This window comes from Paracoccus sp. MKU1 (assembly GCF_001447385.1).
Lineage (GTDB): Bacteria > Pseudomonadota > Alphaproteobacteria > Rhodobacterales > Rhodobacteraceae > Paracoccus.
Window position 1 is genome coordinate 121,151 of sequence record NZ_LLWQ01000221.1, and the last position, 26,038, is coordinate 147,188.

At 67.8% G+C, this 26,038-nt stretch carries 25 protein-coding genes; 15 read left to right on the plus strand and 10 right to left on the minus strand.

Annotated features, from left to right (window positions below):
* Positions 1 to 30: 30 nt before the first annotated feature.
* A complete protein-coding gene (locus tag AQY21_RS26055) occupies positions 31 to 660 on the minus strand; it encodes a 50S ribosomal protein L25/general stress protein Ctc (RefSeq protein ID WP_058100483.1) in 630 nt (209 codons plus the stop codon).
* 185 nt (positions 661 to 845) lie between these two features.
* Here AQY21_RS26055 and AQY21_RS26060 point away from each other — a divergent pair, with 185 nt between their 5' ends.
* The gene (locus tag AQY21_RS26060) at positions 846 to 1,841 is read left to right on the plus strand and encodes an acyltransferase family protein (protein ID WP_058100484.1); all 996 of its coding nucleotides are present in this window, start codon (positions 846 to 848) and stop codon (positions 1,839 to 1,841) included.
* 9 nt (positions 1,842 to 1,850) lie between these two features.
* Here AQY21_RS26060 and AQY21_RS26065 read toward each other — a convergent pair whose 3' ends face one another.
* Positions 1,851 to 3,014 (minus strand): alpha-hydroxy acid oxidase, encoded by a 1,164-nt coding sequence (locus AQY21_RS26065; protein WP_058100485.1) that lies wholly within the window; start codon positions 3,012 to 3,014, stop codon positions 1,851 to 1,853.
* An 11-nt stretch (positions 3,015 to 3,025) separates the two neighbouring features.
* On the minus strand, positions 3,026 to 3,361 hold the full coding sequence (locus tag AQY21_RS26070) for a hypothetical protein (protein WP_058100520.1): 336 nt from the start codon (positions 3,359 to 3,361) through the stop codon (positions 3,026 to 3,028).
* 101 nt (positions 3,362 to 3,462) lie between these two features.
* Here AQY21_RS26070 and AQY21_RS26075 point away from each other — a divergent pair, with 101 nt between their 5' ends.
* The 3 genes from AQY21_RS26075 to rpoD all read left to right on the plus strand — a co-directional run bounded on the left by AQY21_RS26075 (position 3,463) and on the right by rpoD (position 8,140).
* On the plus strand, positions 3,463 to 4,071 hold the full coding sequence (locus AQY21_RS26075; protein ID WP_058100486.1) for a TetR/AcrR family transcriptional regulator: 609 nt from the start codon (positions 3,463 to 3,465) through the stop codon (positions 4,069 to 4,071).
* Between the two features lie 16 nt (positions 4,072 to 4,087).
* Positions 4,088 to 6,016, plus strand: a complete 1,929-nt coding sequence (dnaG, locus tag AQY21_RS26080; protein ID WP_058100487.1) for a DNA primase — start codon at positions 4,088 to 4,090, stop codon at positions 6,014 to 6,016.
* Positions 6,017 to 6,157: 141 nt separating this feature from the next.
* Positions 6,158 to 8,140, plus strand: a complete 1,983-nt coding sequence (gene rpoD, locus AQY21_RS26085; protein WP_058100488.1) for an RNA polymerase sigma factor RpoD — start codon at positions 6,158 to 6,160, stop codon at positions 8,138 to 8,140.
* Between the two features lie 54 nt (positions 8,141 to 8,194).
* Here rpoD and AQY21_RS26090 read toward each other — a convergent pair whose 3' ends face one another.
* Positions 8,195 to 8,743 carry an NADPH-dependent FMN reductase gene (locus tag AQY21_RS26090; RefSeq protein WP_058100489.1) on the minus strand — a complete coding sequence of 183 codons (549 nt, stop codon included), beginning with the start codon at positions 8,741 to 8,743 and terminating at the stop codon, positions 8,195 to 8,197.
* Positions 8,744 to 8,891: 148 nt separating this feature from the next.
* On the opposite strand from AQY21_RS26090, the gene rmuC reads away from it, so the two are divergent.
* The 6 genes from rmuC (at position 8,892) to AQY21_RS26120 (ending at position 14,226) form a co-directional block, all read left to right on the plus strand.
* Positions 8,892 to 10,349, plus strand: coding sequence for a DNA recombination protein RmuC (gene rmuC, locus AQY21_RS26095; RefSeq protein WP_058100490.1), 1,458 nt, complete (start codon positions 8,892 to 8,894; stop codon positions 10,347 to 10,349).
* On the plus strand, positions 10,346 to 10,771 hold the full coding sequence (locus AQY21_RS26100; RefSeq protein WP_058100491.1) for a secondary thiamine-phosphate synthase enzyme YjbQ: 426 nt from the start codon (positions 10,346 to 10,348) through the stop codon (positions 10,769 to 10,771). Before rmuC ends, AQY21_RS26100 begins: the two co-directional genes overlap by 4 nt.
* 93 nt (positions 10,772 to 10,864) lie before the next feature.
* Entirely contained in the window at positions 10,865 to 11,734 is an 870-nt protein-coding gene (locus AQY21_RS26105; protein WP_058100521.1) for an ABC transporter permease, read from the plus strand.
* The gene (locus tag AQY21_RS26110; RefSeq protein WP_058100492.1) at positions 11,731 to 12,537 is read left to right on the plus strand and encodes an ABC transporter permease; all 807 of its coding nucleotides are present in this window, start codon (positions 11,731 to 11,733) and stop codon (positions 12,535 to 12,537) included. Before AQY21_RS26105 ends, AQY21_RS26110 begins: the two co-directional genes overlap by 4 nt.
* A 53-nt stretch (positions 12,538 to 12,590) precedes the next feature.
* Positions 12,591 to 13,688, plus strand: a complete 1,098-nt coding sequence (locus AQY21_RS26115; RefSeq protein ID WP_203416679.1) for an ABC transporter ATP-binding protein — start codon at positions 12,591 to 12,593, stop codon at positions 13,686 to 13,688.
* A gap of 97 nt (positions 13,689 to 13,785) precedes the next feature.
* Positions 13,786 to 14,226: a pore-forming ESAT-6 family protein gene (locus AQY21_RS26120; protein WP_058100493.1), complete on the plus strand. Its 441-nt coding sequence runs from the start codon at positions 13,786 to 13,788 to the stop codon at positions 14,224 to 14,226.
* 83 nt (positions 14,227 to 14,309) lie between these two features.
* Here the strand turns inward: AQY21_RS26120 and AQY21_RS26125 are convergent, their stop codons facing one another.
* Positions 14,310 to 14,651 (minus strand): MmcQ/YjbR family DNA-binding protein, encoded by a 342-nt coding sequence (locus tag AQY21_RS26125; RefSeq protein ID WP_058100494.1) that lies wholly within the window; start codon positions 14,649 to 14,651, stop codon positions 14,310 to 14,312.
* 155 nt (positions 14,652 to 14,806) lie between these two features.
* Here AQY21_RS26125 and cysS point away from each other — a divergent pair, with 155 nt between their 5' ends.
* Genes cysS through AQY21_RS26140 form a run of 3 tightly spaced genes read left to right on the plus strand, consistent with a single transcriptional unit; the run spans position 14,807 to position 18,663 of the window.
* Positions 14,807 to 16,195 carry a cysteine--tRNA ligase gene (gene cysS / locus AQY21_RS26130; protein ID WP_058100495.1) on the plus strand — a complete coding sequence of 463 codons (1,389 nt, stop codon included), beginning with the start codon at positions 14,807 to 14,809 and terminating at the stop codon, positions 16,193 to 16,195.
* Between the two features lie 33 nt (positions 16,196 to 16,228).
* Positions 16,229 to 17,851 carry a citramalate synthase gene (cimA, locus tag AQY21_RS26135; RefSeq protein ID WP_058100496.1) on the plus strand — a complete coding sequence of 541 codons (1,623 nt, stop codon included), beginning with the start codon at positions 16,229 to 16,231 and terminating at the stop codon, positions 17,849 to 17,851.
* Positions 17,848 to 18,663, plus strand: coding sequence for a squalene/phytoene synthase family protein (locus tag AQY21_RS26140; protein ID WP_058100497.1), 816 nt, complete (start codon positions 17,848 to 17,850; stop codon positions 18,661 to 18,663). The genes cimA and AQY21_RS26140 overlap by 4 nt, the downstream gene beginning before the upstream one ends.
* 48 nt (positions 18,664 to 18,711) lie before the next feature.
* On the opposite strand, the gene eno is transcribed toward AQY21_RS26140, so the two are convergent.
* The 4 genes from eno to AQY21_RS26160 form a co-directional block, all read right to left on the minus strand.
* Entirely contained in the window at positions 18,712 to 19,989 is a 1,278-nt protein-coding gene (gene eno, locus AQY21_RS26145; RefSeq protein ID WP_058100498.1) for a phosphopyruvate hydratase, read from the minus strand.
* A gap of 66 nt (positions 19,990 to 20,055) precedes the next feature.
* Complete coding sequence (locus tag AQY21_RS26150) at positions 20,056 to 20,838, minus strand: endonuclease/exonuclease/phosphatase family protein (RefSeq protein ID WP_058100499.1); 783 nt, start codon at positions 20,836 to 20,838, stop codon at positions 20,056 to 20,058.
* An 18-nt stretch (positions 20,839 to 20,856) separates the two neighbouring features.
* Positions 20,857 to 22,272, minus strand: a complete 1,416-nt coding sequence (locus AQY21_RS26155; RefSeq protein WP_058100523.1) for a YdiU family protein — start codon at positions 22,270 to 22,272, stop codon at positions 20,857 to 20,859.
* Positions 22,273 to 22,333: 61 nt separating this feature from the next.
* The gene (locus tag AQY21_RS26160) at positions 22,334 to 22,672 is read right to left on the minus strand and encodes a multidrug efflux SMR transporter (RefSeq protein WP_058100500.1); all 339 of its coding nucleotides are present in this window, start codon (positions 22,670 to 22,672) and stop codon (positions 22,334 to 22,336) included.
* Between the two features lie 143 nt (positions 22,673 to 22,815).
* Between AQY21_RS26160 and obgE the strand changes: the two genes are divergently transcribed.
* Together obgE and proB are read left to right on the plus strand one after the other, a co-directional pair.
* Positions 22,816 to 23,847 carry a GTPase ObgE gene (gene obgE / locus AQY21_RS26165; protein ID WP_058100501.1) on the plus strand — a complete coding sequence of 344 codons (1,032 nt, stop codon included), beginning with the start codon at positions 22,816 to 22,818 and terminating at the stop codon, positions 23,845 to 23,847.
* Entirely contained in the window at positions 23,835 to 24,947 is a 1,113-nt protein-coding gene (proB, locus tag AQY21_RS26170) for a glutamate 5-kinase (protein WP_058100502.1), read from the plus strand. The genes obgE and proB overlap by 13 nt, the downstream gene beginning before the upstream one ends.
* Positions 24,948 to 25,098: 151 nt before the next feature.
* Here proB and AQY21_RS26175 read toward each other — a convergent pair whose 3' ends face one another.
* The gene (locus AQY21_RS26175; protein WP_058100503.1) at positions 25,099 to 26,004 is read right to left on the minus strand and encodes a 1-acyl-sn-glycerol-3-phosphate acyltransferase; all 906 of its coding nucleotides are present in this window, start codon (positions 26,002 to 26,004) and stop codon (positions 25,099 to 25,101) included.
* Between the last annotated feature and the right edge of the window lie 34 nt (positions 26,005 to 26,038).

The window sequence follows — 26,038 nt, forward strand, 5'->3', positions numbered from 1 at the left end:
CCCGATGTGATTCGCAGCTGGATCCGGCGATCAGGCCTCGGTGGCCTCGCCTTCGACAGCGGCAGCTTCCTCGTTATCGGCCGAGCGCAGGCCCGAGGGCGCGGCGATGTTGGCGATGACGAAGTTGCGGTCGATGGTCGGCTTCACGCCGGCCGGCAGCACCACGTCGTTGATGTGGATGGTGTCGCCGATCTGCTTGCCGGTCAGGTCCACGGTGATCTGCTCGGGGATGTCCGAGGCGGTCACGACCAGCTCGACCTCGGGGCGCACCACGACCAGGGTGCCGCCGCGCTTGAGGCCGGGGGCGGCGTCGTGATTCTCGAAGTTCACGTGGATGAACAGGTTCACCCGGGTGTTGCGGTGCAGGCGCATGAAGTCGATATGCGTCGGCAGGTCCTTGACCACGTCGCGCTGGACGCCGCGGCAAACGACGCGCACGTCGTCCTGGCCTTCGACCTTCAGGTTCCACAGCGTGGACATGAAGCGGCCGGCGCGCAGCTTGGTCAGCAGCGAGTTGAATTCGATTTGGATCGGCTGCGGCTCTTTGCCGTCGCCATAAACGATGCCGGGCACCTTGCCTTCGCGGCGAGCTTGGCGGGCGGCCCCCTTGCCTGTCCCCGCGCGTGCCTCGGCCACCAGATCCGGGATCTCTTTGGCCATGGTTTGTATCCTTGTGCTACTCAATGGCGGCCATCCTCCAAGGGTGCATGGCCGAAGTGGGGCCTATAGCGCGACGTCAGATGGATGTGAAGCGAAAAAACACTTGCATGAGAGGCGAAAAACGCTTGTCAGATGGCCCTTGCGGTTGCAGAGCATTGCAACACACGTGGGCCGGGGTTTTCGCGTTGCATCGTATTCATTCGCTGGACTATCTCAAGCTGGGATTGGCGGTCGTGGTGGCCTTTGCCCATACCTATTGGTTGCAGTCGCACATGACGCCGCGGCTGTTCATGATCGGCAACGGGCTGATGCGGGTCATGGTGCCGGCCTTCTGCATCGTCGCGGGTTATTTTCTCTATTCGGCGGTGGCGCGCGACAAGGGCAACAAGTGGCTGGCGCGCGTGGGGGCGCTCTATTTGTTCTGGATGGTGATCTACCTGCCCTTCTGGCTGAACGAGGTGCATGGCGTCGTCTCGCTGATCAAGACCCTGGCCTGGGGCTATTTCCACCTGTGGTTCATGGCCGGCATCCTGGTCGCCGGGGCGGTGATCCTGCTGTTGCGCGGCTTTGCCCGCAAGGTGGCGCCGGCCTATGAATACCGCATCCTGCTGGCGGTGGCGGCGGTCTGCGCCGCGATCGGGCTGGTGCTGCAATATGTCGCTCTGTCGGGGATCGTGCATATCGGCGTGAAGAAATTCTCGAACGGCCTTTTCATGTGCTTTCCCTTCGTGGCCATCGGCTATCTCTGTGGCCGGCGCGTGGCACGGCTGGGGATGGAGGGGCTGCCGCCGCGCCCGCTGGTATTGGCCGCCACCGTCGCCGGGGCCGGGCTGCTGATGGCCGAGGCCTGGCTGGTGCAGGCCTGGCGCAGCGATCAGGTGATGCTGGATCTCCCGATCAGTTCTTACGTCGCGGCGCCGGCATTGTTCGTGGCGGTGCTGGGCACGTCCATGCCGCAGCCGCCGATCCGGCTCGATCCGATCTCGGCCATGATCTACTTCATGCATGTGATGGCGCTGCAATTGGCCAATGCCGTCGGGGTGCGGGATCTGCTGGGGCTGATGCTGTTCGGCGTCGGCCTGCCCACGCTGGCCGCGCTGCTGCTGGGCCGCTTGCCGATCCCGGGCTTCGGCAAGGACAAGCGGCATGGTCACGGCCAGGGTCAGCACGCGCAGCCCTGACCCGGCGCCTCAGCCCCAGGCCTGCAGGAAATCCTGTGGCACCAGCAGGTTGTGGCGGCCGAGGTTCTTCACGTCCCGCTCGCCGCACAGGGCCATGGTGATGTCCAGTTCCTTGCGGATCACCTCGAGCGCCGCGGTCACGCCCGCCTCGCCCATTGCGCCCAGCCCATAGATGAAGGCGCGGCCGATATGGGTGGCATGCGCCCCCATGGCCAGCGCCTTCAACACGTCCTGGCCCGAGCGGATGCCGCTGTCGAGATGGATCTCGACCTGGTCGCCGACCGCCTTGACGATCTCCGGCAGCATGCGGATCGAACTGACGGCACCGTCGAGCTGCCGGCCACCATGGTTGCTGACGATGATCGCATCGGCGCCGAAATCCGCCGCGATGCTGGCATCGTCGGGATCGTTGATGCCCTTGAGGATCAGCTTGCCGCCCCAGAGGTCGCGGATGCGGGCGATCTTGCCCCAGTCGAGCTGCGGGTCGAACTGCTCGGCCGTCCAGGCGATCAGCGACGAGGGGTCGCCCACCCCCTTGGCATGGCCGACGATATTGCCGAAGAAACGGCGCTTGGTGCGCAGCATCTCGATGCCCCAGCGCCATTTTGTCGCCAGGTCCAGCAGCACCGGCAAAGTCAGCTTGGGCGGGGCCGACAGCCCGTTCTTCAGGTCCTTGTGGCGCTGGCCCAGGATCTGCAAGTCCAGCGTCAGCACCAGCGCCGAGCAATTGGCCCGCTTCGCTCGCTCGATGATCGCCTCCAGGAATTCCTGGTCGCGCATGACATAGAGCTGGAACCAGAAGGGGGCCTGCACCGCCTCGGCCACGTCCTCGATCGAGCAGATCGACATGGTCGAGAGCGTGAAGGGCACGCCGAAGGCCTTCGCGGCCCGCGCCGCCTTGATCTCGCCATCGGCGCATTGCATGCCGGTCATGCCGACCGGGGCCAGGGCCACCGGCATCGCGACCTTTTGCCCGGCCATGGTGCTTTCGGTGGTCCGCCCGGTCATGTCCACGGCGACGCGCTGGCGCAGCTTGATGCGCTGGAAGTCCGAGCAGTTCTCGCGGAAGGTGCCCTCGGTATAGCTGCCGCTTTCGGCGTAGTCGTAGAACATGCGCGGCACGCGCCGGCGATAGAGCGTCTTCAGGTCGTCGATGCAGGTGATGACCGGCATTGGGGGTCTCCTCAGTTCGGCGCGCAATCGGCGCTGCCTTCGGGGCAATCCTCGGCGAGCGACTGTTCCGAAAGCGCCTTGGCGCGGGCGCGCAGGGCATCGGCCCGCTGCCGCAAGGCGGCGTCATTCGCCACCGGGCCGGCGCCGGCGCGGCCGGCCAGCGCCTGCCCGCGTGCATCCAGCGCACCGCCGACCGCTGCGGGGTCGCGGGCGGCATCGGCGGCATGGCCGGGCAGGGCGGGCTCGGCCAGCAGCCGGTCGGTCGGCATCAGCTCGGGATAGTCGCCGCCCGCATCGCCGCAGGCGGCCAGCAGCGTCAGCGCCAGCGCGCTCCAGATCCGCCTCATGCCGTTCCCCTGAAAATTCATGTGCCGGACCATAGGCCTGCGGGGGCGGCGGGGGCAAGATGCGCTCTTTCCTTGGCGCGGCCGGCCGCCTAGAAGGCAGCATGGCAAGAACCCAGGGCTCAAGGGCAGAGATCACCGGACCGCTGATCCGCGACACGGCGCGCAGCCTGTTCGCGCGCCACGGCTATGCCGCGGTCTCGATGCGGCAGATCGCGGCCGAAGTCGGCGTGCAGGTCGGCACGCTTTATACCTATACCGCCGACAAGCAGGCGCTGCTGGCCGACCTGCTGCGGGTGCACATGGAGGAGCTGCTGGCCGCCTGGTGCGACGACCCGACGCGCCCGGCGCTGGACCGGCTGGAGGCCTTCCTGCGCTTTCACATCCAGACCAGCCTGGAGCGGCCCGAGGCGGTGTTCCTGTCCTATATGGAGCTGCGCAACCTGACGCCGGAAAACCGCGCCGAGATCGCCGCCCTGCGCCGACGCTACGAGGACGCGCTGGAGGCGATCCTGATCGCCGGCGAGGCCGAGGGCGCGATGGCGGTGCCCGACACGCGGCTGGCCACCATGGCGTTGATCGCCATGCTGACCGGCGTCACCAACTGGTATCGCGAGGGCGGGCGGCTGGACCAGGAGCGCGTGGTCGCGGTCTATTGGGACCTGGTGCGCGGCGCGGTGGGTGCGAATCCCCTTTTCAACCGGCGGTCCTGATCCGATATAGGACGGCATGAGCCTGCCGCCCCAGTTCCTTGACGAGATCCGCGCCCGCGTGCCTTTGTCGCGCGTGATCGGCCGCAAGGTGGTCTGGGATCTGCGCCGCTCGAATCAGGCCAAGGGCGACTGGTGGGCGCCCTGTCCCTTCCACGGCGAAAAGACCGCCTCCTTCCATGTCGATGACCAGAAGGGCTTCTATTACTGCTTCGGCTGCCACGCGAAAGGCGACGCGCTGACCTTCCTGCGCGAGGCCGAGGGGATGGGCTTCCTGGAAGCCGTGGAACTGCTGGCATCCGAGGCCGGCTTGCCGATGCCCGAGCGCGACCCCCGGCAGGTGCAGCGCGCCGACCGCCGCACCGAACTGGTCGAGGTCATGGAACAGGCGGTGCGCTGGTTCCGCATGCAGCTGGGCATGGGCGCGGCCGAGCCGGCGCGCGCCTATCTGGAACGGCGCGGGCTGGATGAGGCCGCCTGCGAACGCTTCGGCATCGGCTTCGCCCCCGACCAGCGCCAGGGCCTGTTCAACGCCCTGCGCAGCAAGGGCATCGCCGAATCGCTGATCGTCGAGGCAGGTCTTGCCGCCAGGCCCGACGACGGCGGCGCGCCCTTCGACCGCTTCCGCGGCCGCATCACCTTCCCGATCCGCGACGGGCGCGGGCGCTGCATCGCCTTCGGCGGCCGGGCGATGGACCCGAACGCGCGGGCGAAGTATCTCAACAGCCCCGAGACGCCGCTCTTCGACAAGGGCCGCAATCTCTACAATATCGGCCCGGCGCGGGCGGCGGTGGCCAAGGGCAAGCCGCTGGTCGTGGCCGAGGGCTATATGGACGTGATCGCCCTGGTGCGCGCCGGGTTCGAGGGCGCGGTGGCGCCGCTCGGCACCGCCATCACCGAGGATCAGCTGCGGCTGATGTGGCGCATCTCGCCCGAGCCGGTGATCGCGCTCGATGGCGACGAGGCGGGCTTGCGCGCCGCGATGCGGCTGATCGACCTGGCCTTGCCGATGACCGGGCCCGGGCAGGCGCTGCGCTTTGCCTTTCTGCCGCAGGGCCAGGACCCGGACGACCTGATCCGCGCCCGCGGGGCCGGGGCGATGGCGGCCGTGCTGGACGAGGCGCGGCCGCTGGTCGATCTGCTCTGGCGGCGCGAGACCGAGGGGCGCGTCTTCGACAGCCCCGAGCGCCGCGCCGCGCTGGATAAGGCGCTTGGCGAGGCGGTGGCGAAGATTCCCGACAAGGACACGCGCGACCATTACCATGCCGTGCTGCGCAACCTGAAATGGGAACTGTTCGGCAACCGCCGCCGCGACACCGCCCCGTCGCGCCCGTCGCGCGAGGGCTGGCAGGGACAGGGGCGCAATGCCCGCTTCCAGCCGGTGGCGCCGTCGGCGCCGACCCGGGCCTCGCGGCTGTCCTCGCCCGATGCGGGCGAGCACGAGGCCGAGGCGCTGGTCGAGGCCATGGTGCTGGCGATCTGCGCCACCCATCCCGGGCTGATCGCGGCGGTCGAATCGCGGCTGGAGCGGTTGGAGCCGCGGGACGCGGACCGGGCGGCGCTGATCCACGACCTCTTGTCCGGCACGCAGTCCCAGGCCGGGCAGCGCGCCCTTGAAAGCATCATGGCCGACCCCCATGTGAGGGCGGCCCCGGCCATCCTGCGCCCGCATGACGGCGATGCCGCCGCGGACATCCTTGCCAACGCCCTGGACCGGATCGAGTCCCGTCGTGCCGCGCGCGAGGAAATCGCCCGGGCCGAGGCCGAGATCGAGGGGCTGGCCGACGAGGGCCTGACTTGGCGCGTGGCGCAATCCGCGCGCGCCCGGCAACAGGCTGACCACCCCTCGCTGGCCGATCTGTCGGACCTGGGCGAGGACAGCGACGCCTATCGGGCCATCCTGGAGGCGGCGCTGAAGAACGAGATCTGGCGCAAGCCGCGCCGCTGAACCAGGCGCGAATCACCCGCGCCGAATCACCCTGGCCGCTGCCGGGTCGCAGGCTTTGAATCGCCGGCGATTCGCGCTAGAACCGGCCGATAGCCGATCCCGATTCGCCGATTCGCGAATCATCGCCTCAAGGGAGCCAGCATGGCAGCCAACGACGACGACCAGAAGCCCGACCCCAAGGATGACGATCCTTCGCTGGACATGTCGCAGGCCGCGGTCAAGCGCATGATCGCCGAAGGGCGCGAGCGCGGTTTCATCACCTATGACCAGCTCAATGCCGTCCTGCCGCCCGAACAGGTCAGTTCCGACCAGATCGAGGATGTCATGTCCATGCTGTCGGAAATGGACATCCGCGTGGTCGAGAACGACGAGGAGGCCGAGGAGACCGAATCGGGCGGCGAGCTGACGACCACCGGCTCGAGCTCGCGCGAACTGACCGTCGCCACCGCCGAGACGGAAAAGCTGGACCGCACCGACGACCCGGTGCGCATGTATCTGCGCGAGATGGGCTCGGTCGAGCTGCTGAGCCGCGAGGGCGAGATCGCCATCGCCAAGCGGATCGAGGCCGGTCGCAACACCATGATCGCCGGGCTTTGCGAAAGCCCGCTGACCTTCAAGGCCATCACCATGTGGCGCCAGGAGCTTCTGGACGAAGACATCCTGCTGCGCGACGTGATCGACCTCGAAACCACCTTCGGCCGCTCGATGGACGAGGATGGCGAGGAGGAGGTTCTGCCGACCGAGACCCGCCCGGCCACCAGCGCCGGCCCCGCCCGCGAGCAGGAGGAGGAGTTCGACGCCGACGGCAACCCCATGGGCCGCGAGGAGGACGAGGACGAGGACGACGGCCAGAACCTGTCGCTGGCCGCAATGGAAGCCTCGCTGAAGCCCAAGGTGCTGGAGACGCTGGAGGCCATCGCCCGCGGCTACGAAGAACTGTCGCACATGCAGGACAACCGCATGTCGGCGACGTTGAACGAGGACGGCACCTTCTCGGCCGCGCAGGAAAGCGCCTATCAGGAACTGCGCTCGCGCATCGTGGCGCTGGTGAACGAGCTGCACCTGCACAACAACCGTATCGAGGCGCTGGTCGACCAGATCTATGGCATCAACCGCCGCATCGTCACCATCGATTCGAACGTGGTGAAGCTGGCCGATGCCGCGCGCATCAACCGGCGCGAATTCATCGACGCCTATCGCGGCAGCGAACTCGATCCGACCTGGGTCGAGCGCATGATGCAGAACAAGGGCCGCGGCTGGCAGGCGCTGTTCGAGAAATCCCGCACCCAGGTGGAAAGCCTGCGCGCCGAGATGGCCATGGTCGGCCAGCATGTCGGCGTCGATATCGAGGAATTCCGCCGCATCGTCAGCCAGGTCCAGCGCGGCGAAAAGGAATCGCGCCAGGCCAAGAAGGAAATGGTCGAGGCGAACCTGCGGCTGGTGATCTCCATCGCCAAGAAATACACGAACAGGGGCCTGCAATTCCTTGATCTCATTCAGGAAGGCAATATCGGCCTGATGAAGGCCGTGGACAAGTTCGAGTATCGCCGCGGCTACAAGTTCTCGACCTATGCCACCTGGTGGATCCGCCAGGCGATCACGCGAAGCATCGCCGACCAGGCCCGCACCATCCGCATCCCGGTGCACATGATCGAGACGATCAACAAGCTGGTGCGCACCGGCCGCCAGATGCTGCATGAGATCGGCCGCGAGCCCACGCCCGAGGAACTGGCCGAAAAGCTGCAAATGCCGCTGGAAAAGGTCCGCAAGGTGATGAAGATCGCCAAGGAGCCGATCAGCCTCGAAACCCCGATCGGGGACGAGGAGGACAGCCAGCTCGGCGATTTCATCGAGGACAAGAACGCCGTCCTGCCGCTGGACAGCGCCATTCAGGAAAACCTGAAGGAGACCACCACGCGCGTCCTGGCCAGCCTGACCCCGCGCGAGGAGCGGGTGCTGCGCATGCGCTTCGGCATCGGCATGAACACCGATCACACGCTGGAAGAGGTCGGCCAGCAGTTCAGCGTCACGCGCGAGCGTATCCGCCAGATCGAGGCCAAGGCGCTGCGCAAGCTCAAGCATCCCAGCCGGTCGCGCAAGCTGCGGTCCTTCCTGGACCAGTAACCGCCGGGATCAGGGAAAAAGGCCGCGCCCCGGGCGCGGCCTTCTCATGTCGGGTCAGCTGTGCTTCTCGATCCAGTTCGCGAAGGCATCGACGAAGCCTTGCAGGAACTTCGCGGTCTTTTCGTCGGTGACGCTGCCATCGGCGGCATAGGCCTCGGCGTGCCACTGGATATAGGCCTCGGGCATGCTCATCATCACCGCGCCGACATGGAGCAGGTCGTTCTTGAGCCGCGCCTGCGCCAGCGCCGCGCCGATCACCCCGGGCGAGGTGCCGGTGACGGCGGCCGGCTTGCCCTTCCAGGAATTCTGACCATAGGGCCGGGTGCCCCAGTCCAGCGCGTTCTTGATCACGCCGGGATAGCTGCGGTTGTATTCCGGCGTGATCGCCAGCACCGCGTCGGAATGCTCGATCCGGTCCTTGAGCCGCAGCACCGACTCGGGCGGTTCGGCCCACAGATCCTCGTTGTAATGCGGCAGATCGCCGATATGCAGCAGGTGGAATTGCAGCCGGCCCTCGGCCAGTTTCTGCAATGCCTTCATCAGCCTGTGGTTGAGCGAGTCCTTGCGGAGCGAGCCCACCATGACGGCCACGGTCCTGACCATGCCTGATCTCCTCTTGCGGTTTCCCGGCGCAAGCTAGGGGTGCAATCGGGGCGAGGAAAGAGGGCGGCGTGCTTGCATTCTGGGGGAAAAAGGTGAACAGTCACCGGCAAGCGGCGCGTGACCGCGGACCGGAAAGGCGCAAGGGCCGATGGGCGAGGCGGAAAACATGCAGGCATGGCTGGCAGATGCAGGCAATCTGCGACTGCTCTTGATCGTCGCGCTGGCGGCCTTGGCGCTCTGCCTTGTTGCGCTGTGGCGAACGCGGCGTTCGGCGCAGGCGGCCGCGATGCTGGCGTCGCGACGCGAGGTCGAATTGCAGGCGCGGCTGGAAGCCGAATCGGCAGCATCGCGCGACGGGCTGCTGGCCGTGAGCCGGCTGGAAACCCGGGCGGAATCGCTGACCCAGCGCCTGCAAGAGCTGGTCGAGGAACGCGACGGGTTGACCGATGCGCTGCACCGCGAACGCCAGCAGGTCTCGCGGCTGGAACGCGACCTGGCCGAGACGCGGCTGGCGGCGCAGAAGGACCGCGAGGCGGCCGAGCGTGACATCGCCACCTTGCGCGAGCTGCGCGAGGAGATGACCGGCCAGTTCCGTCTGCTGGCCAGCGAGACGCTGAAATCCCAGGGCAGCGAGATGCAAAAGACGCATGGCGAGCAGCTTTCGGCGCTGCTGACCCCGTTTCGCGAGCAGGTGCACCGCTTCCAGACCGAACTCCAGGCCCGCAACAAGGCCACGGACGAGGAGCGCGCGAGGCTTAAGGAGCAGATCGAATACCTGCACAAGCGCTCCGAGGACATCTCGCGCGAGGCGGTGGCGCTGACCCGGGCGCTGAAGGGCGACAGCCAGAAGCGCGGCGCCTGGGGCGAGATGATCCTGGAGCGCATCCTCGAGGATTCCGGGCTGATCGCCGGCACGCATTACGAGACGCAGGCCAGCCATCGCGACGGCGACGGCAAGCTGTGGCGGCCCGACGTGATCGTGAAGATGCCGCAGAAGAAGCTCTTGGTGATCGACAGCAAGGTCTCGCTGAACGCCTATGAGGAGGCGGTGAATGCCGAGGACATGCCGACCCGCGACGCGGCGCTGCGCCGGCATGTCGCCTCGGTCCGCGCCCATGTCGCCGGGCTGGCGGCCAAGGGCTATCAGGCGATCGACGAGGGCTCGGTTGATTACGTGCTGATGTTCATCCCCGTCGAAGGCGCGTTTTCCGAGGCGCTGCGCGTCGATCCCGACCTGGCGCGGTTTGCCATGGAGAACCGGGTGGGGCTGGCGACGCCGACCACGCTGATGCTGACGCTGCGCACGGTCGATCACATCTGGACGGTCGAGCGGCGCGAGTCGAACGCCATGCAGATCGCCGCCCGCGCCGGCCAGCTTTACGACAAGCTGCACGGTTTCGTCTCGGCCGTCGAGGATGTCGGCACCGCGCTGGAGCGGGCGCAGAAAAGCCACGCCACCGCCATGGACCGGCTGACGCGCGGCCCGGGCAACGTGATCCGCCAGGCCGAGATGCTGCGCGACCTGGGTGCGCGCACGCAGAAGCGCATCGCCTTGGACCATGACGGTGCCGCGCTGCTGGAGGCCCCGGGCGAGGCGGCGGAATGAGCGCGACCCGCTTTACCATCCAGACCCGCGGCCCGGCCTGCCACGATTTCACCGCCGAGGTCGCCGCCTGGCTGCGCGGCATCGGCGCGGTGGACGGGGTGGTGACGCTGTTCCTGCGCCATACCTCCTGCTCGCTGCTGGTACAGGAAAACGCCGACCCGGACGTGCAGCGCGATCTGCTGGCCTGGCTGGACCGCATCGCGCCGCCGGCCGATCATCCGTCGATGCACTACCTGACGCATCGCGCCGAGGGGCCGGACGACATGCCCGCGCATCTCAAGGCGGCGATCCTGCCCGTCAGCCTGCATATTCCCGTCGCGGGCGGCCGGATGGAACTGGGCACCTGGCAGGGCATCTATCTGGTCGAGCACCGCGCCCGCCCGCATCGGCGCGAGGTGGCGGCGCATTTCCAGGCAGCGTGAAACGGCGCCGCCGCACCGCAGGAAAACCCTTTTCCTCGCGGCGCGGATATGGAAACCTGCCACACCGAGCGACAGGGATTCACAGGGCGGGGCATGGCGTCAGGAAACCGATCTCAGGCGGCTCAGGGCCTGACCCTGATCGCGCCCCCTTTGGGCTATGCCGTGCTGGTGCTGGCAGCGCCGCTGCTGACCATCCTGGCCTATTCCTTCTTCAAGGACGGCTATCTGACGGTGATCCGCGAATTCACGCTGGAGAATTACCGCACCGTCTGGGCCGATCCGATCTTTCACCGCATCATGCTGCGCTCGCTGGTGGTGGCGGGGCTGGTGACGCTGGCGACGGTGGTGCTGGCCTTTCCGGTGGCCTATTTCCTGTCCTTCGCGGTCGCGCCGCAGAAGAAGGCAATGTGGCTGTTCCTGATCACCATCCCGTTCTGGACCAGCTACCTGATCCGGGTTTTCCTGTGGAAGGTGATCCTGGGCTATAACGGCGTCATCAATTCGGGCCTCAAGACGCTGGGCATCATCGAGCAGCCGCTGACCTTCATCCTCTACAACGTCAATTCGATGGTCATCACGCTTGCCCATGCCTATGCGCCCTTCGCCATCCTGCCGATCTTCATCGCGCTGGAAAAGATCGACCGTTCGCTGCTGGAGGCCGGGCGCGATCTGGGCGAAAGCCGGGCCATGACCTTCTGGCGCGTCACCCTGCCCTTGGCCATGCCGGGGGTGGTGGCGGCGGCGCTGATCGTGTTCATCCCGACCATTGGCGACTATGTCACGCCGGCGCTGATCGGCGGCGGCAAGATCCCGATGATCGCCAACATGATCCAGGCGCAGATGCTCGACCTCGACAACCGGCCGATGGGCTCGGCACTGGCGGTGACGGCGATGCTGATCGTCGCGGTGATCAGCGTGGCCTTCATCGTCCTGAACCGGCGCTTCCTGAAGGTGCGGCAATGAAGGGCCGGGGCCTGCGCGCCTATGCGCTGATCTATCTGCTGTTTCTCTATGCGCCGATCCTGCTTCTGCCGGTCTTTGCCTTCAACTCGGGCACGATCATCGCATTTCCGCTGAAGGGCTTCACGACCGAATGGTTCAGCCAGATGTGGGGCAATGCCTCGCTGCGCCGGGCGCTGACCAATTCGCTGACCATCGCCGTCAGCGCCTCGATCCTGGCCACCTGCCTCGGCATCTTCGCCGCCCGCGCCTCGACCCGCTTCGCCTTTCCGGGCAAGGGGCCGATCATGGGGCTCATCATGCTGCCGCTGGTGCTGCCCGAGATCATCGTCTCGATCTCGCTTCTGGTCGTGCTCTTGTCGCTGGGCGTGCAGCTGAGCATCCTGACGGTGATCCTGGGCCATACGCTGATCTGCATGCCCTATGCGACGGTGATCCTCTCCACCGCGTTCAACTCGCTCGACCGTTCGCTGGAGGAGGCGGCCTATGACCTGGGGGAAACCAGATGGAGCGCCTTCCGGCTGGTGATCCTGCCGCTGGTCATGCCGGGCATCATCTCGTCGCTGCTGATGAGCTTCACCATCAGCCTGGACGAGTTCATCATCGCCTTCTTCCTGGCCGGGAACGAGCCGACGCTGCCCACCTATATCTTCAGCCAGCTGCGCTTTCCCAAGCAGATCCCGATGATCATGGCGCTGGGGACGGTGCTGGTGCTCATGTCGATCCTGCTTCTGACCGTCGCCGAATATTTCCGCCGTCGCGGCATCGCCAAGACCGGAACCAAGGATACCGGAGGTTTCCTGTGACCACCCCGAAAAGCACCGCCGCCCATCGCGCCGCCATGGCCGGGGCGAAGCCGATGATCGAGATCCGGGAGGTGCAGAAGCATTACGGCGACTATCACGCCCTGCGCGGCATCGACCTGACCATCCGCGCCGGCGAGTTCTTTTCGCTGCTGGGGCCTTCGGGCTGCGGCAAGACCACGCTCTTGCGCACCATCGCGGGTTTTGAGGACATCTCCTCCGGCGTGGTGCTGATCGACGGGCAGGACATGCAGGACGTGCCGGCAAACCGGCGTCCCACCAACATGGTGTTCCAGTCCTATGCCATCTTCCCGCATCTGACCGTGGCCGAGAATGTCGGCTTCGGGCTGCGCCGCGACCCGCGAAGCAAGGCCGAGAAGGCGGCGGCGGTCGAACAGGCGCTGGAGATGGTCGGGCTCAAGGGCTATGGCAGCCGCGCCAGCCATGCGCTCTCGGGCGGGCAGCGGCAGCGGGTGGCGCTGGCCCGGGCGCTGATCCTGAAGCCCAAGGTGCTGCTGCTCGACGAGCCGCTTTCGGCGCTGGACCGCAAGATGCGCGAGCAGATGCAGGTGGAACTCATCAAGCTGCAACGCCAGGTCGGCATCACCTTCGTTCTGGTCACCCATGACCAGGAGGAGGCGCTGGTCATGTCCGACCGCATCGCGGTGATGTTCGAGGGCCAGATCGCCCAGCTCGACGGGCCAGAGGCGCTGTATGCCCGCCCGACCAGCCGCCGGGTGGCGAATTTCATCGGCGTGATGAACTTCCTGCCCGCCCGCGTGCTGGGCGAGACGGGCGACGCCGTGCAGATCGAGGCGCCGGGGCTGGGCCGCGTCGACATTCCCATGGCCAATGTCAGCCGCGCCGATCCGGGCGACGACGGCCCCTCGATCGGCTTCCGGCCCGAGGCGGTGTCGCTGGTGGCGCCCGGCGCGCAGGGCGCGAACCGGGTGGCCGAGGGCGTGATCGACGAGGTCGTCTATTACGGCGACATGACCTATTACGACGTGCGGCTGGATGGCTCGGGCTCGTTCGACGGCCAGGCCCGGCCGGTCCGCATCGCCATGCGCAATGTCTTCGGCCGCGAGGTGCAGGATGTCGGCACCCGCGCGAATGTGAGTTGGTCTCCGGGTTCGCTGGTGCTTTTCCGCTGATCCGGCGAGAAAGCGGCCGCGGCATTCCGCCGACCCGGTTTGCGACCCCGGCTGGGGCGTGCCACAGTCCCGGCACACGCAACAGACGGAGATCGAGATGATCGCACGTTTCGCAATTCTGCCCGCCCTGGCCCTTGGCCTGACCGCTGGCGTCGCCCTGGCGCAAGAGACGGCCCCGGCCGATCCCGCCGCCCCGCCGGCGACGGCCGAGGCGCCCGCCGCCGTGCCGGCGCAGGACAACGGCGCCGCCTATGAAAGCGCGCGCAACCAGCTGGGCGTCCTGGCCTATTGCCAGGAACAGGGGCATATCGACGGCAAGGCGGTCGAAATCCAGACCAAGCTGCTGGCGATGATCCCGGCCGGGGACGCCGCCAAGGGCGATGCCGCCGAGGCCAAGGGCAAGGAAGGCACCGTCTCGGCCATGGGCGTCGAGCGCACGCTGGCCGATGCCGCGACCGAGCAGAACACCACCGAGGAGGCGCTCTGCAAGCAGATGGAAGGCTTGCTGCAACAGCTCGCCTCGCAGGTTCCGGCCTGACGCCTCGCTGATCGTTCTTGGCGTGGGGCCAGTCGCTCGGCCCTTCGCCTCTGGCCGGCCCCTTCGGGGGTCGGCCATTTTCGTCACAGAGACGGCAGCGTGGCCTGCACCTTCTTGGGCAGGGCGCCGCGCACCAGGCGATAGGAATGGCGGATGCGATGCGCCAGCTCGTCCGGCGCCGAATCGAGCGGCAGGGCGACCCAGCTGCGATGCAGATAGGCCGCGTGCTCGGCCACGCCGGTCTCGATCAGGAATTCGGCCATCTCGACGCTGTCGGTCTTGACCGAGACATGGCTGCCGACGGTGCCGGTGACGGCAAAGGTCTTGCCGCCGATCTTCCAGCAATCATGGCCACCGCCCCAGGGATCCGACCACTCGGCCCCGGGCTGTGCGGCGCAGATCTCGTTGACCAGTTCGCGGCTCATGGCCCGAGTTTTGCAGCCTCTCTTGGCATAGGCAAGACAATGCGTTAAGGCGGGCGCATGAAGGCAGGAACCGCCACCACCCGCTGCATCATTACCGGCTGAAAATTCAGGCGGGCGGTTCATGGTGACCTGACGACGCCCGCAAAGGGGAAGTCATGGTCGAGATCAGGCTGACGAATACCAGGACGCGCCGGAAGGAGCTTTTCCGGCCCATCGATCCGCAGAACGTGCGGCTCTATCTTTGCGGGCCGACGGTCTATGACCGGGCGCATCTGGGCAATGCCCGGCCGGTCGTGGTGATCGACGTGCTGGTGCGGCTGTTGCGCCATGTCCATGGCGCCGATCACGTCACCTATGTGCGCAACTTCACCGACGTGGACGACAAGATCAACGCGGCCGCAGCGGCCCGCAAGGAGGCGGGCGCCCCCGGCACGCTGGAGGAGCTGATCCGCGAGCGCACGCATGAGACCATCGGCTGGTATCACGCCGACATGGATGCGCTGGGGGCGGCGCGGCCCGATCACGAGCCGCGCGCCACCGACTATATCGGCGAGATGATCGCCATGATCGAGACGCTGATCGCCGGCGGCCATGCCTATGCCAAGGATGGCCATGTGCTGTTCCGCGTGCGCAGCTTTGCCGATTACGGCAAGCTTTCGGGGCGGTCGGTCGATGACATGATCGCCGGCGCCCGCGTCGAGGTTGCGCCCTTCAAGGAAGACCCGATGGATTTCGTGCTGTGGAAGCCCTCGGACGACGAGTTGCCGGGCTGGGACAGCCCCTGGGGCCGGGGCCGTCCGGGCTGGCATATCGAATGTTCGGCTATGTCCTATGAGCTTTTGGGCGAGAGCTTCGACATCCATGCCGGCGGCATCGACCTGCAATTCCCCCATCACGAGAACGAGATCGCGCAAAGCTGCTGCGCCCATCCGCATGGCGATTTCGCCCGCGTCTGGCTGCATAACGAGATGTTGCAGGTCGAGGGCAAGAAGATGTCCAAGAGCCTGGGCAATTTCTTCACCGTCCGCGATCTCTTGGACCAGGGCATCCCCGGCGAGGTGATCCGCTTCGTGCTGCTGTCGACGCATTACCGCAAGCCGATGGACTGGACGGCCGAGAAGGCGCGCGAGGCCGAGGCGGTGCTGCGCCGCTGGCGCGGCCTTGTCGCCGGCGTCGAGCCCGCGCCAAGCCCGGCCCCCGCCGTCCTCGCCGCGCTTGCCGACGACCTCAACACCGCCGGGGCGATCGCGGCCTTGCACGAGATGGCGGGGCAGGGCGACGGTTCCGGCCTGCTGGCCGGCGCCCGGATGCTGGGGCTGCTGACCGAGGAACTGGCCGGCTGGATCGCCGAGGGTCCCGACCTGTCGGCGCTGGCCGGGCGCATGACGGCGCTGCGCATCGAAGCCAAGGCCAGCAAGGATTTCTCGGCCGTGGATGCGCTGAAAAAGCGGCTGATCGATGCCGGGGTCGAGGTGCGCATGAGCGCCGCCGGGGTCGAGCTTCTGCCCGGCCCGGATTTCGACGCCGCGAAACTGCCCGAATAACCGCATGCCAGCCAGCCGAAAGGGGCCGCCCCGATGACGCGCCAGCGCCTTTACCTTTACGACACCACGCTGCGCGACGGGCAGCAGACCCAGGGCGTGCAGTTTTCCGCGGCCGAGAAGGCCGAGATTGCGCAGATGCTGGACCGGCTGGGCGTGGATTACATCGAGGGCGGCTGGCCCGGCGCCAACCCGACCGACAGCGATTTCTTCGCCCAGGCGCCCGCGACCCGCGCCACCATGACCGCCTTCGGCATGACCAAGCGCGCGGGACGTTCGGCGGAGAACGACGACGTGCTGGCGGCGGTGATGAATGCCGGCACCCGCGCCGTCTGCCTGGTCGGGAAGACGCATCCCTTCCATGTCCGCGAGGCGCTGGGGATCTCGCTGGCGGAAAACCTCGACAATATCCGCGCCTCGGTCGCGCATCTGGTCGCTCAGGGCCGCGAGGCGCTGTTCGATGCCGAGCATTTCTTCGACGGCCATGCCGACGACCCGGATTATGCGCTGGCCTGCCTGCGCGCGGCGCTGGAGGCGGGCGCACGCTGGATCGTGCTGTGCGATACCAACGGCGGCACCTTGCCGGAACAGGTGGGGCAGGTGACCCGCGCCGTCATCGCCGGCGGCATTCCCGGCGATCGGTTGGGCATCCATTGCCATGACGATACCGGCAATGCCGTGGCCTGCACGCTCGCTGCCGTCGATGCCGGGGCGCGGCAGGTGCAGGGCACGCTGAACGGGCTGGGCGAGCGCTGCGGCAATGCCAGCCTGACCAGCATCATTCCGACCCTGCTGCTGAAGGAGCCCTATCGCTCGGCGCTGCAAACCGGCGTCACGGCCGAGGGGCTGGCCGCGCTGACCCGGATCTCGCGCCGGCTGGACGAGATCCTCAACCGGGCGCCAACCCGTGCCGCGCCTTATGTCGGCGCCTCGGCCTTTGCCCACAAGGCCGGGCTGCATGCCAGCGCCATCCTGAAGAACCCGGCGACCTACGAGCATGTCGATCCGGCGACGGTCGGCAATGAACGGGTGATCCCGATGTCCAACCAGGCCGGGCAGTCGAACCTGCGCGCCCGTCTTGCCGAGGCGGGGATCGAGGTCGGCCGCGACGACCCGGCGCTGGCGCACATCCTCGACCTGGTCAAGGTGCGCGAGGATGCCGGCTATGCCTATGACGGTGCCCAGGCCAGCTTCGAGCTGCTGGCTCTGGCCGAGCTGGGCCGGATGCAGCATTACTTCTCGGTCGAGCGTTACCGCGTCACCGTCGAGCGACGCCGGAACGCGCTGGGGAAGCGCATCTCGGTTTCCGAGGCGGTGGTGGTGGTGCAGATCGGCGGCGAGCGCATGCTGTCGGTCAGCGAAAGCATGGATTCCGAGGGGCATGACCGCGGCCCGGTCAACGCGCTGTGGCGGGCGCTGGCCAAGGATCTGGGGCCCTATCAGGCCGCCATCGACGACATGCATCTGGTGGACTTCCGCGTGCGCATCACCGGCGAGGGGGTCGAGGCGACGACCCGGGTCATCATCGACAGCGCTGACGGCCATGGCCATCGCTGGTCCACCGTCGGCGTGTCGCCCAATATCGTCGATGCCAGTTTCGAGGCGCTGGTCGATGCGATCCGCTGGAAGCTGATCCGCGACCGGGTGGCCCCGGCATGAGCCTTCAGGACTGCGCCCAGGCATTGCGCGACCACGATCCCGACCGTTTCGGCATCTGCCTGCTGGTGCCGGCCGAGGCGCGGCCGAAGCTCATGTCGCTTTATGCGCTGAACCTGGAACTGGCGCGGGCGCCGCTCGCCTCGGCCGAGCCGCTGATCGCCGAGATGCGGCTGCAATGGTGGATCGAGCGGCTGGAGGAGATCGGCGCCGGCAAGCCGCAAGCGCACGAGCTGCTGACGCCGCTGGCCGAGGCCTGGGGGCCGCGCGCCGCCGCCTTCGCCGTGCTGGCCGAAGCCCGCCGCCGGGATGCGGCGCGCGAGCCGCTGGACGGGCCAGAGGCCGTCGCTGCCTATGTGCGGGATACGGCGGTGCCGCTGGCGGAATTCGCCGCCGAGGCCCTGGGTGGCACCACCGGGGGCTTCGCGCCCCCGGACCCCCGCGGAGTATTTGGAAAACGGAGAAACGGAGAGGCGGCGAGCGTCATCGCCGCGCAGGCCGAGGGGGCAGGGCTGGCCCATTGGCTTGCCGCGCTGCCGGCCTTGCAGGGGCTGGGGCTTGGTCTTTGGGATGCCTCGCCCGAGCTGCTGGCGCGGATCGCCGGCCAGGCCCGCGCGAAACTTGCCGAGGCGAAGGCGCAGCGCCACCATGTGCCGCGCCGGCTGGCGCCGGTGCTGTTTCCGGGCGCGGGCGTCCGGGTTGCCTTGCAGGCCGCACCGCAGGGGATCGAGGCGCTGGCCGCCGCCGCGCCATCGGAGTTTCGCCGCCGCCTCGCGCTTGGCGCCTTCGCCCTGACGCATCGCTGGTGGATATGAAAAGGGCGGCCAGCGGGGCCGCCCTTCGTCATTCGGGTGTCGCGGGGCTCAGCCGCGCAGGATGGATTTCCCGGCATATTCGGCGGCGGCGCCCAACATTTCCTCGATGCGGATCAGCTGGTTGTATTTCGCCAGCCGGTCCGAGCGCGCAAGCGAGCCGGTCTTGATCTGGCCGCAATTCGTCGCCACGGCCAGGTCGGCGATGGTGGCGTCCTCGGTCTCGCCCGAGCGGTGCGACATCACCGAGGTATAGCGCGCGCGGTCGGCCATGCGCACCGCGTCCAGCGTCTCGGTCAGGGTGCCGATCTGGTTCACCTTGACCAAGAGCGAGTTGCCGCAGCCCTTGGCGATGCCTTCGGCCAGCCGCGCCGGGTTGGTCACGAACAGGTCGTCGCCAACCAGCTGCACCCGGCCGCCCAGCGTGTCGGTCAAGAGCTTCCAGCCGTCCCAGTCGTCCTCGGCGCAGCCGTCCTCGATCGACAGGATCGGGTAGTCGTTGCACAGTGCCTCCAGGTAGGCGACGTTCTCGGCCGGGCTCAGCGACTTGCCCTCGCCGGCCATCTCGTATTTGCCGCCCTTGAAATATTCGGTCGAGGCGCAGTCCAGCGCCAGCATGATGTCGTCGCCGGGCTGGTAGCCGGCCTTCTCGATGGCCTTGAGGATGAAGTCCAGCGCGTCGCGGGTGCTGCTGAGGTTCGGGGCGAAGCCGCCCTCGTCGCCGACGCCGGTGGCCAGGCCCGCCGAGGACAGTTCCTTCTTCAGCGTGTGGAACACTTCCGAGCCCATGCGCACGGCTTCGCGGATGTTCTCCGCCGCCACCGGCATGATCATGAATTCCTGGATGTCGATCGGGTTGTCGGCATGTTCGCCGCCGTTGATGATGTTCATCATCGGCACCGGCAGCACGCGGGCGCCCGCGCCGCCGACATAGCGGTAGAGCGGCTGCGAGCAGGCCTCGGCCGCGGCCTTGGCCACCGCCAGCGACACGCCCAGGATGGCGTTGGCGCCCAGCCGGCCCTTGTTCGGGGTGCCGTCCAGCTCGATCATCATGCGGTCGATGGCGACCTGCTCGGTCGCATCCTCGCCGATCAGGTTCTCGGCGATCTCGCCATTCACCGCGGCGACGGCCTCCAGCACGCCCTTGCCCAGGTAGCGCGCCTTGTCGCCGTCGCGCTTCTCGACCGCCTCATGCGCGCCGGTCGAGGCGCCCGAGGGCACCGCCGCCCGGCCCATGGTGCCGTCTTCCAGCGTCACATCGACCTCGACCGTCGGGTTGCCCCGGCTGTCCAGTATCTCGCGCGCGAATATGTCGATGATGGCCGTCATGTCTGCGTCCCTCTTCCTGACGAGTGTTGGCCGCTGTTTAGCCGACGGGAGGAGGGGGGAAAAGCGTCATTCTGCTCCGGCTACCCCGTCCTCGCCGGGAATGCGCGAGGTGATGCGTGCCGGGTGATAGCCGCAGGGCACCTCCTCATGCGCATTGACCGCGAGGTCGGCCCAGATCGGCAGGTGGTCCGAGGCCTGCCGCGCCGTGTCGTTGTCGAGCACACCGCAATCCAGCACCTCGATGCTGCGCGAGACGGCAAAGCGGTCGTAGCGCAGGCGCGGGAAGGGCGCGGGCCAGCTGGGGCCGGGGGTGACGACGCGCAGCGCCTCCAGCGCCTCGAGCCCGCGCGAATCGTGCCATTCGTTGAAATCGCCGGTCAGCGCCAACCGGTCGTGGCCGATGCGCCGGGCCTGGGCGATGATGCGCGACAGTTGCGCCCGGCGCGACGAGCGGATCAGCCCCAGATGCACCGCCACCACCGTCAGGCCGGGCAGGCGCAGCACCAGGGCGCCGCGCGGTTCGATCCCCGGCAGCGGCAGGCGGCGGATTGCCGCCTTGTCGCGCAGTTCCGGCCGCAGCAGGATGGTCTGGCCGTGCCAGCCCAGCGAGTTCTCGCCGGTGCCGAGGAAGGGGGCGGGCACCATGCCGGTGGTCTTTTCGATCAGCTTGCGCGGCAGCGCCTCGGGTCGGGCGCCGAAGCGGAAATCCACCTCTTGCAGGGCGATCACGTCGGCATCCAGCTCGGCAATGACGCGCAGGTTGCGTTCGGGCGCGTGCGGGCCGGTCATGCCGCGGCATTTGTGCAGGTTGTAGCTGGCCAGTCTCAGATGGTCGGGGCTTTTCGGCATGGGGCCTTTCGCTGCTGCTCAAGTGCCGCAGAAGGTGCGACGGACGATTTCTTCGGGTTGCGGAGCCAGCGCATAGCCGTCCCATTCCGGCCGGTCCTCGAAGGGCGCGCGCAGCGCCGCGTCGAGCGCGTGGAAGGGCGCGTAATCGCCCTCGCGGCCGGCGGCGATGGCTTCCTCGATGCGGTGGTTGCGCGGGATGCGGCGCGGATTGGCGCCGGCCATGACCGCTGCGGCATCGGGAAGGTCGCGGATGCGGGTCCGCCAGCCCTCGGCCCAGGCGTCGAATTGCTCGGGCGCGGCGAATTCCTTGCGGGCGCGTCCGTCCGCCAGCCCGGCGAAGGTGCGGGTGAAATCCGCCTCCTCGGCCGCCATCAGCGTCAGCAGCCGCTCGATCAGCGCGCGGTCCTCGGGGCGCGGCGCGGCGATGCCCAGCTTGGCGGCGAAGCGTTTCAGCCATTCGGACTGATACAGCTCTGGGAAGCTGTGGACGATGCGGGTCGCCTCGGCCACCGCCGCGTCGTCATTGCCCATCAGCGGCACCAGGCAACTGGCGAATTGCGCCAGGTTCCAGACCGCGATGTTTGGCTGCTCGTTCCAGGCATAGCGGCCATAGGCGTCGATCGAGCTGAACACCTTGTCGGGCCGGTAGCCGTCCATGAAGGCGCAGGGGCCATAGTCGATGGTCTCGCCCGAGATCGACATGTTGTCGGTGTTCATCACCCCATGGATGAAGCCGAGCGCCATCCAGCCGGCGATGGTCGCCGCCTGCCGCTCGACCACGCGTTGCAGCAGGTCGGCCGCGCCCGAGGCATCGGGATAGTGCCGGGCGATGACGTGATCGGCCAGCAGCCGCAGCCGCTCGCGGTCGCCGCGCGCGGCGTAGAATTCGAAGGTGCCGACGCGGATATGGCTGGCGGCGACGCGGGTCAGCACCGCGCCGGGCAGCAGCGTCTCGCGGATCACCGTCTCGCCGGTGGTCACCGCGGCCAGCGCCCGGGTGGTCGGGATGCCGAAGGCGGCCATGAACTCGCTGACCAGATACTCGCGCAGCACCGGGCCCAGCCAGGCCCGGCCGTCACCGCGGCGCGAGAAGGGCGTCGGCCCCGCGCCCTTCAACTGGATGTCGAAGCGCGCGCCGTCCGGCGCCACCACCTCGCCCAGCAGAACCGCGCGCCCGTCGCCAAGCTGCGGCACGAAGCCGCCGAACTGATGGCCGGCATAGGCCTGGGCGATGGGCTCGGCGCCCTCGGGCAGGGTATTGCCGGCCAGCATCGCCACGCCCTCGGGGCCGGCGAGCCAATCGGCATCAAGGCCGAGCCGCTCGGCCAGCGGCCGGTTCAGCGCCACCAGCTTCGGGTCGCGCACCGGAGTCGGTCGGGTGCGGGTGAAGAAACCTTCCGGCAGTCGGGCATAGCTGTTGTCGAAGTGGATCATCGTGCCCTCCATTCGAACATTATCTAGACCCGATTGCCGGAATGTTAAGGGTAGACGGCATTCAATGCGTCACGCTGCCCGAGAACAGGTTCACGATGACGACACCCGCGACGATCATGGTCAGGCCGATCACCGCCGCGAGATCCAGCCTCTGGCCAAAGACGAAAAGCCCGATCAGCGAGACCAGCACGATGCCGAGCCCACTCCAGATCGCATAGGCGATGCCCAGCGGCATGGCCCGCAAGGCCAGCGACAGGAAATAGAACGACGCTGCATAACACAGTCCCATCAGCAGCGTTGGGACAAGTCGGGTGAACTGCTCGCTGCGTTGCAGGAAGGTGGTGCCGACCACTTCAAGTGTGATGGCGGTGAAAAGCGTGGCATAGGTCAGGATCGGCATGGCGTCTCCATTCGTTCGTCGCCGGCCCATCTAGCCCAGCCGGCGGGGGAAAGTCACGCCGTCCCGGAACCGTGCCCTTGAACCGAGAGGCCCAAGCGCGTATCCCACCCTCTGCCTGATTTTCGCCGCAAGGATGCCGCCCCGTGAAATTCCTCGATCTCGCCAAGGTCTATGTCCGCTCGGGCGGCGGAGGCGCGGGCTGCGTGTCCTTCCGCCGCGAGAAATTCATCGAATATGGCGGCCCGGATGGCGGCGACGGCGGCAATGGCGGCGATGTCTGGGCCGAGGCGGTGGATGGGCTGAACACGCTGATCGACTTCCGCTTTCAACAGCACTTCTTCGCCAAGTCCGGCGGCCATGGCATGGGGGCGCAGCGCACCGGCGCCTCGGGCGACGACATCGTGCTGCGCGTGCCGGTCGGCACCGAGATCCTGGAAGAGGATCAGGAGACGGTGATCGCCGACCTGACCGAGCCGGGCCAGCGGGTGCTCTTGGCCAAGGGCGGCAATGGCGGCTTCGGCAACCTGCATTTCAAAAGCTCGACCAACCGCGCCCCGCGCCACGCCAATCCCGGCCAGCCCGGGGTCGAGCGCACGCTTTGGCTGCGGCTGAAGCTCATTGCCGATGCCGGTCTGGTGGGCCTGCCGAATGCCGGGAAATCGACCTTCCTCGCCGCCGTCTCGAACGCGCGCCCCAAGATCGCCGACTATCCCTTCACCACGCTGCACCCCAACCTTGGCGTGGTGGGCGTGGACGGGCATGAATTCGTCATGGCCGACATCCCTGGCCTGATCGAAGGCGCGTCCGAGGGCAGGGGGCTCGGCGACCAGTTCCTCGGCCATGTCGAGCGCTCGCGCGTGCTCCTGCACCTGGTCGATGGCACCGCCGAGGATGTGGCGCATGACGCCCGCACCATCCTGACCGAGCTTGAAGCCTATTCCCCGGCGCTGGCCGAGAAGCCGCGGGTGACGGCGCTGAACAAGATCGACGCACTCGACCCCGAGACGCTGGCCGAGCGCAAGGCGGCGCTCGAGGCCGAGATCGGCGGCCCGGTGCTCTTGATGTCCGGCGTCTCGCGCGAAGGCGTGACCGAGGTGCTGCGCGCGCTCTGGTCGCAGATCGCGCCCTCGCGCAAGCCCGCCGGGGACAAGGAAGACAAGCCGTGGCAGCCGTGACGCCCGAGCTTGGCCGCGCGCAGCGGCTGGTGGTCAAGATCGGTTCGGCGCTGCTGGTGGATGGCGCCGGCCTGCGCGCCGAATGGCTGCGCGCGCTTTGCGACGACGTGGCCCAGGCGCGGGCGCGGGGCACGGATGTGGTGCTGGTCTCCTCGGGCGCAATCGCGCTGGGGCGGCAGGTGCTTGGCCTGCCCACCGGCCCGCTGCGGGTCGAACAGTCGCAGGCCGCCGCCGCCGTGGGCCAGATCAAACTGGCCCGCGCCTATGAGGAGGCGCTGGCCCCGCATGGCGTCAAGACCGCGCAATTGCTGGTGACGCTGGACGACACCACCGACCGGCGCCGCTATCTCAACAGCCGCGCCACCATGCAGACGCTGCTGGGCCTCGGCGTGGTGCCCATCGTGAACGAGAACGACACGGTAGCGACCGACGAGATCCGCTTCGGCGACAACGACCGGCTGGCGGCGCAGATCGCGGTGACCTGCGGCGCCGACCAACTGCTGCTGCTGTCGGACGTGGACGGGCTCTATACCGCCAATCCCAAGACCGACTCCTCTGCGCGGCACCTGCCAGTGGTCGGGCAGATCACGCCCGAGATCGAGGCCATGGGCGGCGACCCGATCTCCGGCGTCAGCAAGGGCGGCATGAAGACCAAGCTCATGGCCGCACGCACGGCAGTCGCGGGCGGCTGTGCCATGGCGATCGCCGAGGGTTCGGTGCTGAACCCGCTTTCCGCCGTGGCGAATGGTGCGCGGGCGACCTGGTTCCTGCCCGACACCGATCCGCAGGCGGCGCGCAAGCGCTGGATCGCGGCGATGAAGCCCAAGGGCGAGATCACCGTCGATGCCGGCGCGGCGCGGGCGCTGGGACAGGGCAAGTCGCTGCTGCCGGCCGGGGTGACCGCGATCTCGGGCCGCTTCGGCCGCGGCGACCCGGTGGTGGTGCAGGACGGCAAGGGCGCCCGACTGGCCTGCGGCCTCGTGCGCTATTCCTCGACCGAGGCCCGCGCCATCGCCGGCCATCGCAGCGACGAGATCGAGGGTATCCTCGGCTATCCCGGTCGTGCCGCGCTGGTCCATCGCGACGACATGGTGGTGTGACACCTTTCCCCGTAGGCTTTGCGTCGCGGCCATATGGGTATTTATGCAACGAAGAAGCCTTGAGCCTTGCGCAACGTTCAGCGCAGCGCCGGGCTTCTTCGTTGTTCAAATACCCATGCGCAAGACTGATCGTTGGACCGCCGGTTGCGGTTCACTCGATCGGGCGCGGCTTGGCAAGCGCATGGCGGCGCTGGAACAGCCCGCGGATCTGCGACATGCGCACGGCGTTCTGTCCCGGCGCCGGCAGGGCCAGCACCGCGTCGCGCAGCTGCGCGATTCCGTCCTCGCTGCGGCCGGGCAGGGTTCCGGGCTGGATCGGCGTGCCGATGGTGACGCGGAAGGGCTGGCCCGCCTTGTTGAGCACCTCGTTGAACAGCGTCACGTCGCGCAGCGTCGGGTGGATCGCGTCGAGCAGGTAGAACAGCGCCGAGTTCCGCGCCCGGATGCGCAGCGGGATGATCGGCGCGTCGAACTTCTTCGCGATCATCGCGGCGCTGGCCATCCAAGGGCGCTCGTGCAGCGTCAGCCCCTGGCGCTTGGCCAGCCGGCCCGAGGGAAAGATCAGGCCGATCCGTCCGCGTCCCAGCGCCTCGCGCGTGTAATCCATCGTGGCGCGGGTCTTGGCATGGCTGCGCTTTTCCACCCGCCATTCCACCGGGGCGATCAGGCTGTCGAATTGTGGCAGGATGCGCAGGATGTCGTGATTGGCATAGACGAACAGGTCGTCGCGCACCGCCGCGATCACCGCGTTCAGCACGATGCCGTCGGCGATGCCGGTCGGATGGTTCGAGACGATCAGCGCCGGGCCGGTGGCCGGGATATGCTCGAGCCCCTCGACCCGCAGGTCGCGCAGGATCAGTCCCGCGATGCGGCGCATGATCTCGTCGGTCGGCAGATCGCGGTATTCGGCTGCCAGGTCCAGCGTGCGCGGATAGCGCAAGAGCCACATCAGCGCCTGGCGCGCCAGCGCGTGGTGCCGCCGGCCCGAAAAAAGCCAGGGCGCCCGCTCGGCAATCAGCGGATCGAGACGGCGTTTCATGTCCTCGCGGGCATCCATGAGCGCAGTATTGCCGCGCCCGCAGGATACCCGC

What these genes read in the sequence shown, in the direction of transcription:
- rmuC (WP_058100490.1), top strand. Translation starts at nt 8,892, where the DNA reads ATGGGCGAGGCGGAAAACATGCAGGCATGGCTGGCAGATGCAGGCAAT.
- AQY21_RS26155 (WP_058100523.1), bottom strand. Translation starts at nt 22,272, where the DNA reads ATGATCCACTTCGACAACAGCTATGCCCGACTGCCGGAAGGTTTCTTC.
- AQY21_RS26125 (WP_058100494.1), bottom strand. Translation starts at nt 14,651, where the DNA reads ATGAGCCGCGAACTGGTCAACGAGATCTGCGCCGCACAGCCCGGGGCC.
- dnaG (WP_058100487.1), top strand. Translation starts at nt 4,088, where the DNA reads ATGAGCCTGCCGCCCCAGTTCCTTGACGAGATCCGCGCCCGCGTGCCT.
- AQY21_RS26070 (WP_058100520.1), bottom strand. Translation starts at nt 3,361, where the DNA reads ATGAGGCGGATCTGGAGCGCGCTGGCGCTGACGCTGCTGGCCGCCTGC.
- AQY21_RS26115 (WP_203416679.1), top strand. Translation starts at nt 12,591, where the DNA reads ATGATCGAGATCCGGGAGGTGCAGAAGCATTACGGCGACTATCACGCC.
- AQY21_RS26075 (WP_058100486.1), top strand. Translation starts at nt 3,463, where the DNA reads ATGGCAAGAACCCAGGGCTCAAGGGCAGAGATCACCGGACCGCTGATC.
- AQY21_RS26100 (WP_058100491.1), top strand. Translation starts at nt 10,346, where the DNA reads ATGAGCGCGACCCGCTTTACCATCCAGACCCGCGGCCCGGCCTGCCAC.
- AQY21_RS26120 (WP_058100493.1), top strand. Translation starts at nt 13,786, where the DNA reads ATGATCGCACGTTTCGCAATTCTGCCCGCCCTGGCCCTTGGCCTGACC.
- AQY21_RS26110 (WP_058100492.1), top strand. Translation starts at nt 11,731, where the DNA reads ATGAAGGGCCGGGGCCTGCGCGCCTATGCGCTGATCTATCTGCTGTTT.
- cimA (WP_058100496.1), top strand. Translation starts at nt 16,229, where the DNA reads ATGACGCGCCAGCGCCTTTACCTTTACGACACCACGCTGCGCGACGGG.
- AQY21_RS26150 (WP_058100499.1), bottom strand. Translation starts at nt 20,838, where the DNA reads ATGCCGAAAAGCCCCGACCATCTGAGACTGGCCAGCTACAACCTGCAC.
- AQY21_RS26055 (WP_058100483.1), bottom strand. Translation starts at nt 660, where the DNA reads ATGGCCAAAGAGATCCCGGATCTGGTGGCCGAGGCACGCGCGGGGACA.
- AQY21_RS26175 (WP_058100503.1), bottom strand. Translation starts at nt 26,004, where the DNA reads ATGGATGCCCGCGAGGACATGAAACGCCGTCTCGATCCGCTGATTGCC.
- AQY21_RS26090 (WP_058100489.1), bottom strand. Translation starts at nt 8,743, where the DNA reads ATGGTCAGGACCGTGGCCGTCATGGTGGGCTCGCTCCGCAAGGACTCG.
- AQY21_RS26140 (WP_058100497.1), top strand. Translation starts at nt 17,848, where the DNA reads ATGAGCCTTCAGGACTGCGCCCAGGCATTGCGCGACCACGATCCCGAC.
- rpoD (WP_058100488.1), top strand. Translation starts at nt 6,158, where the DNA reads ATGGCAGCCAACGACGACGACCAGAAGCCCGACCCCAAGGATGACGAT.
- AQY21_RS26160 (WP_058100500.1), bottom strand. Translation starts at nt 22,672, where the DNA reads ATGCCGATCCTGACCTATGCCACGCTTTTCACCGCCATCACACTTGAA.
- eno (WP_058100498.1), bottom strand. Translation starts at nt 19,989, where the DNA reads ATGACGGCCATCATCGACATATTCGCGCGCGAGATACTGGACAGCCGG.
- AQY21_RS26065 (WP_058100485.1), bottom strand. Translation starts at nt 3,014, where the DNA reads ATGCCGGTCATCACCTGCATCGACGACCTGAAGACGCTCTATCGCCGG.
- cysS (WP_058100495.1), top strand. Translation starts at nt 14,807, where the DNA reads ATGGTCGAGATCAGGCTGACGAATACCAGGACGCGCCGGAAGGAGCTT.
- AQY21_RS26105 (WP_058100521.1), top strand. Translation starts at nt 10,865, where the DNA reads ATGGCGTCAGGAAACCGATCTCAGGCGGCTCAGGGCCTGACCCTGATC.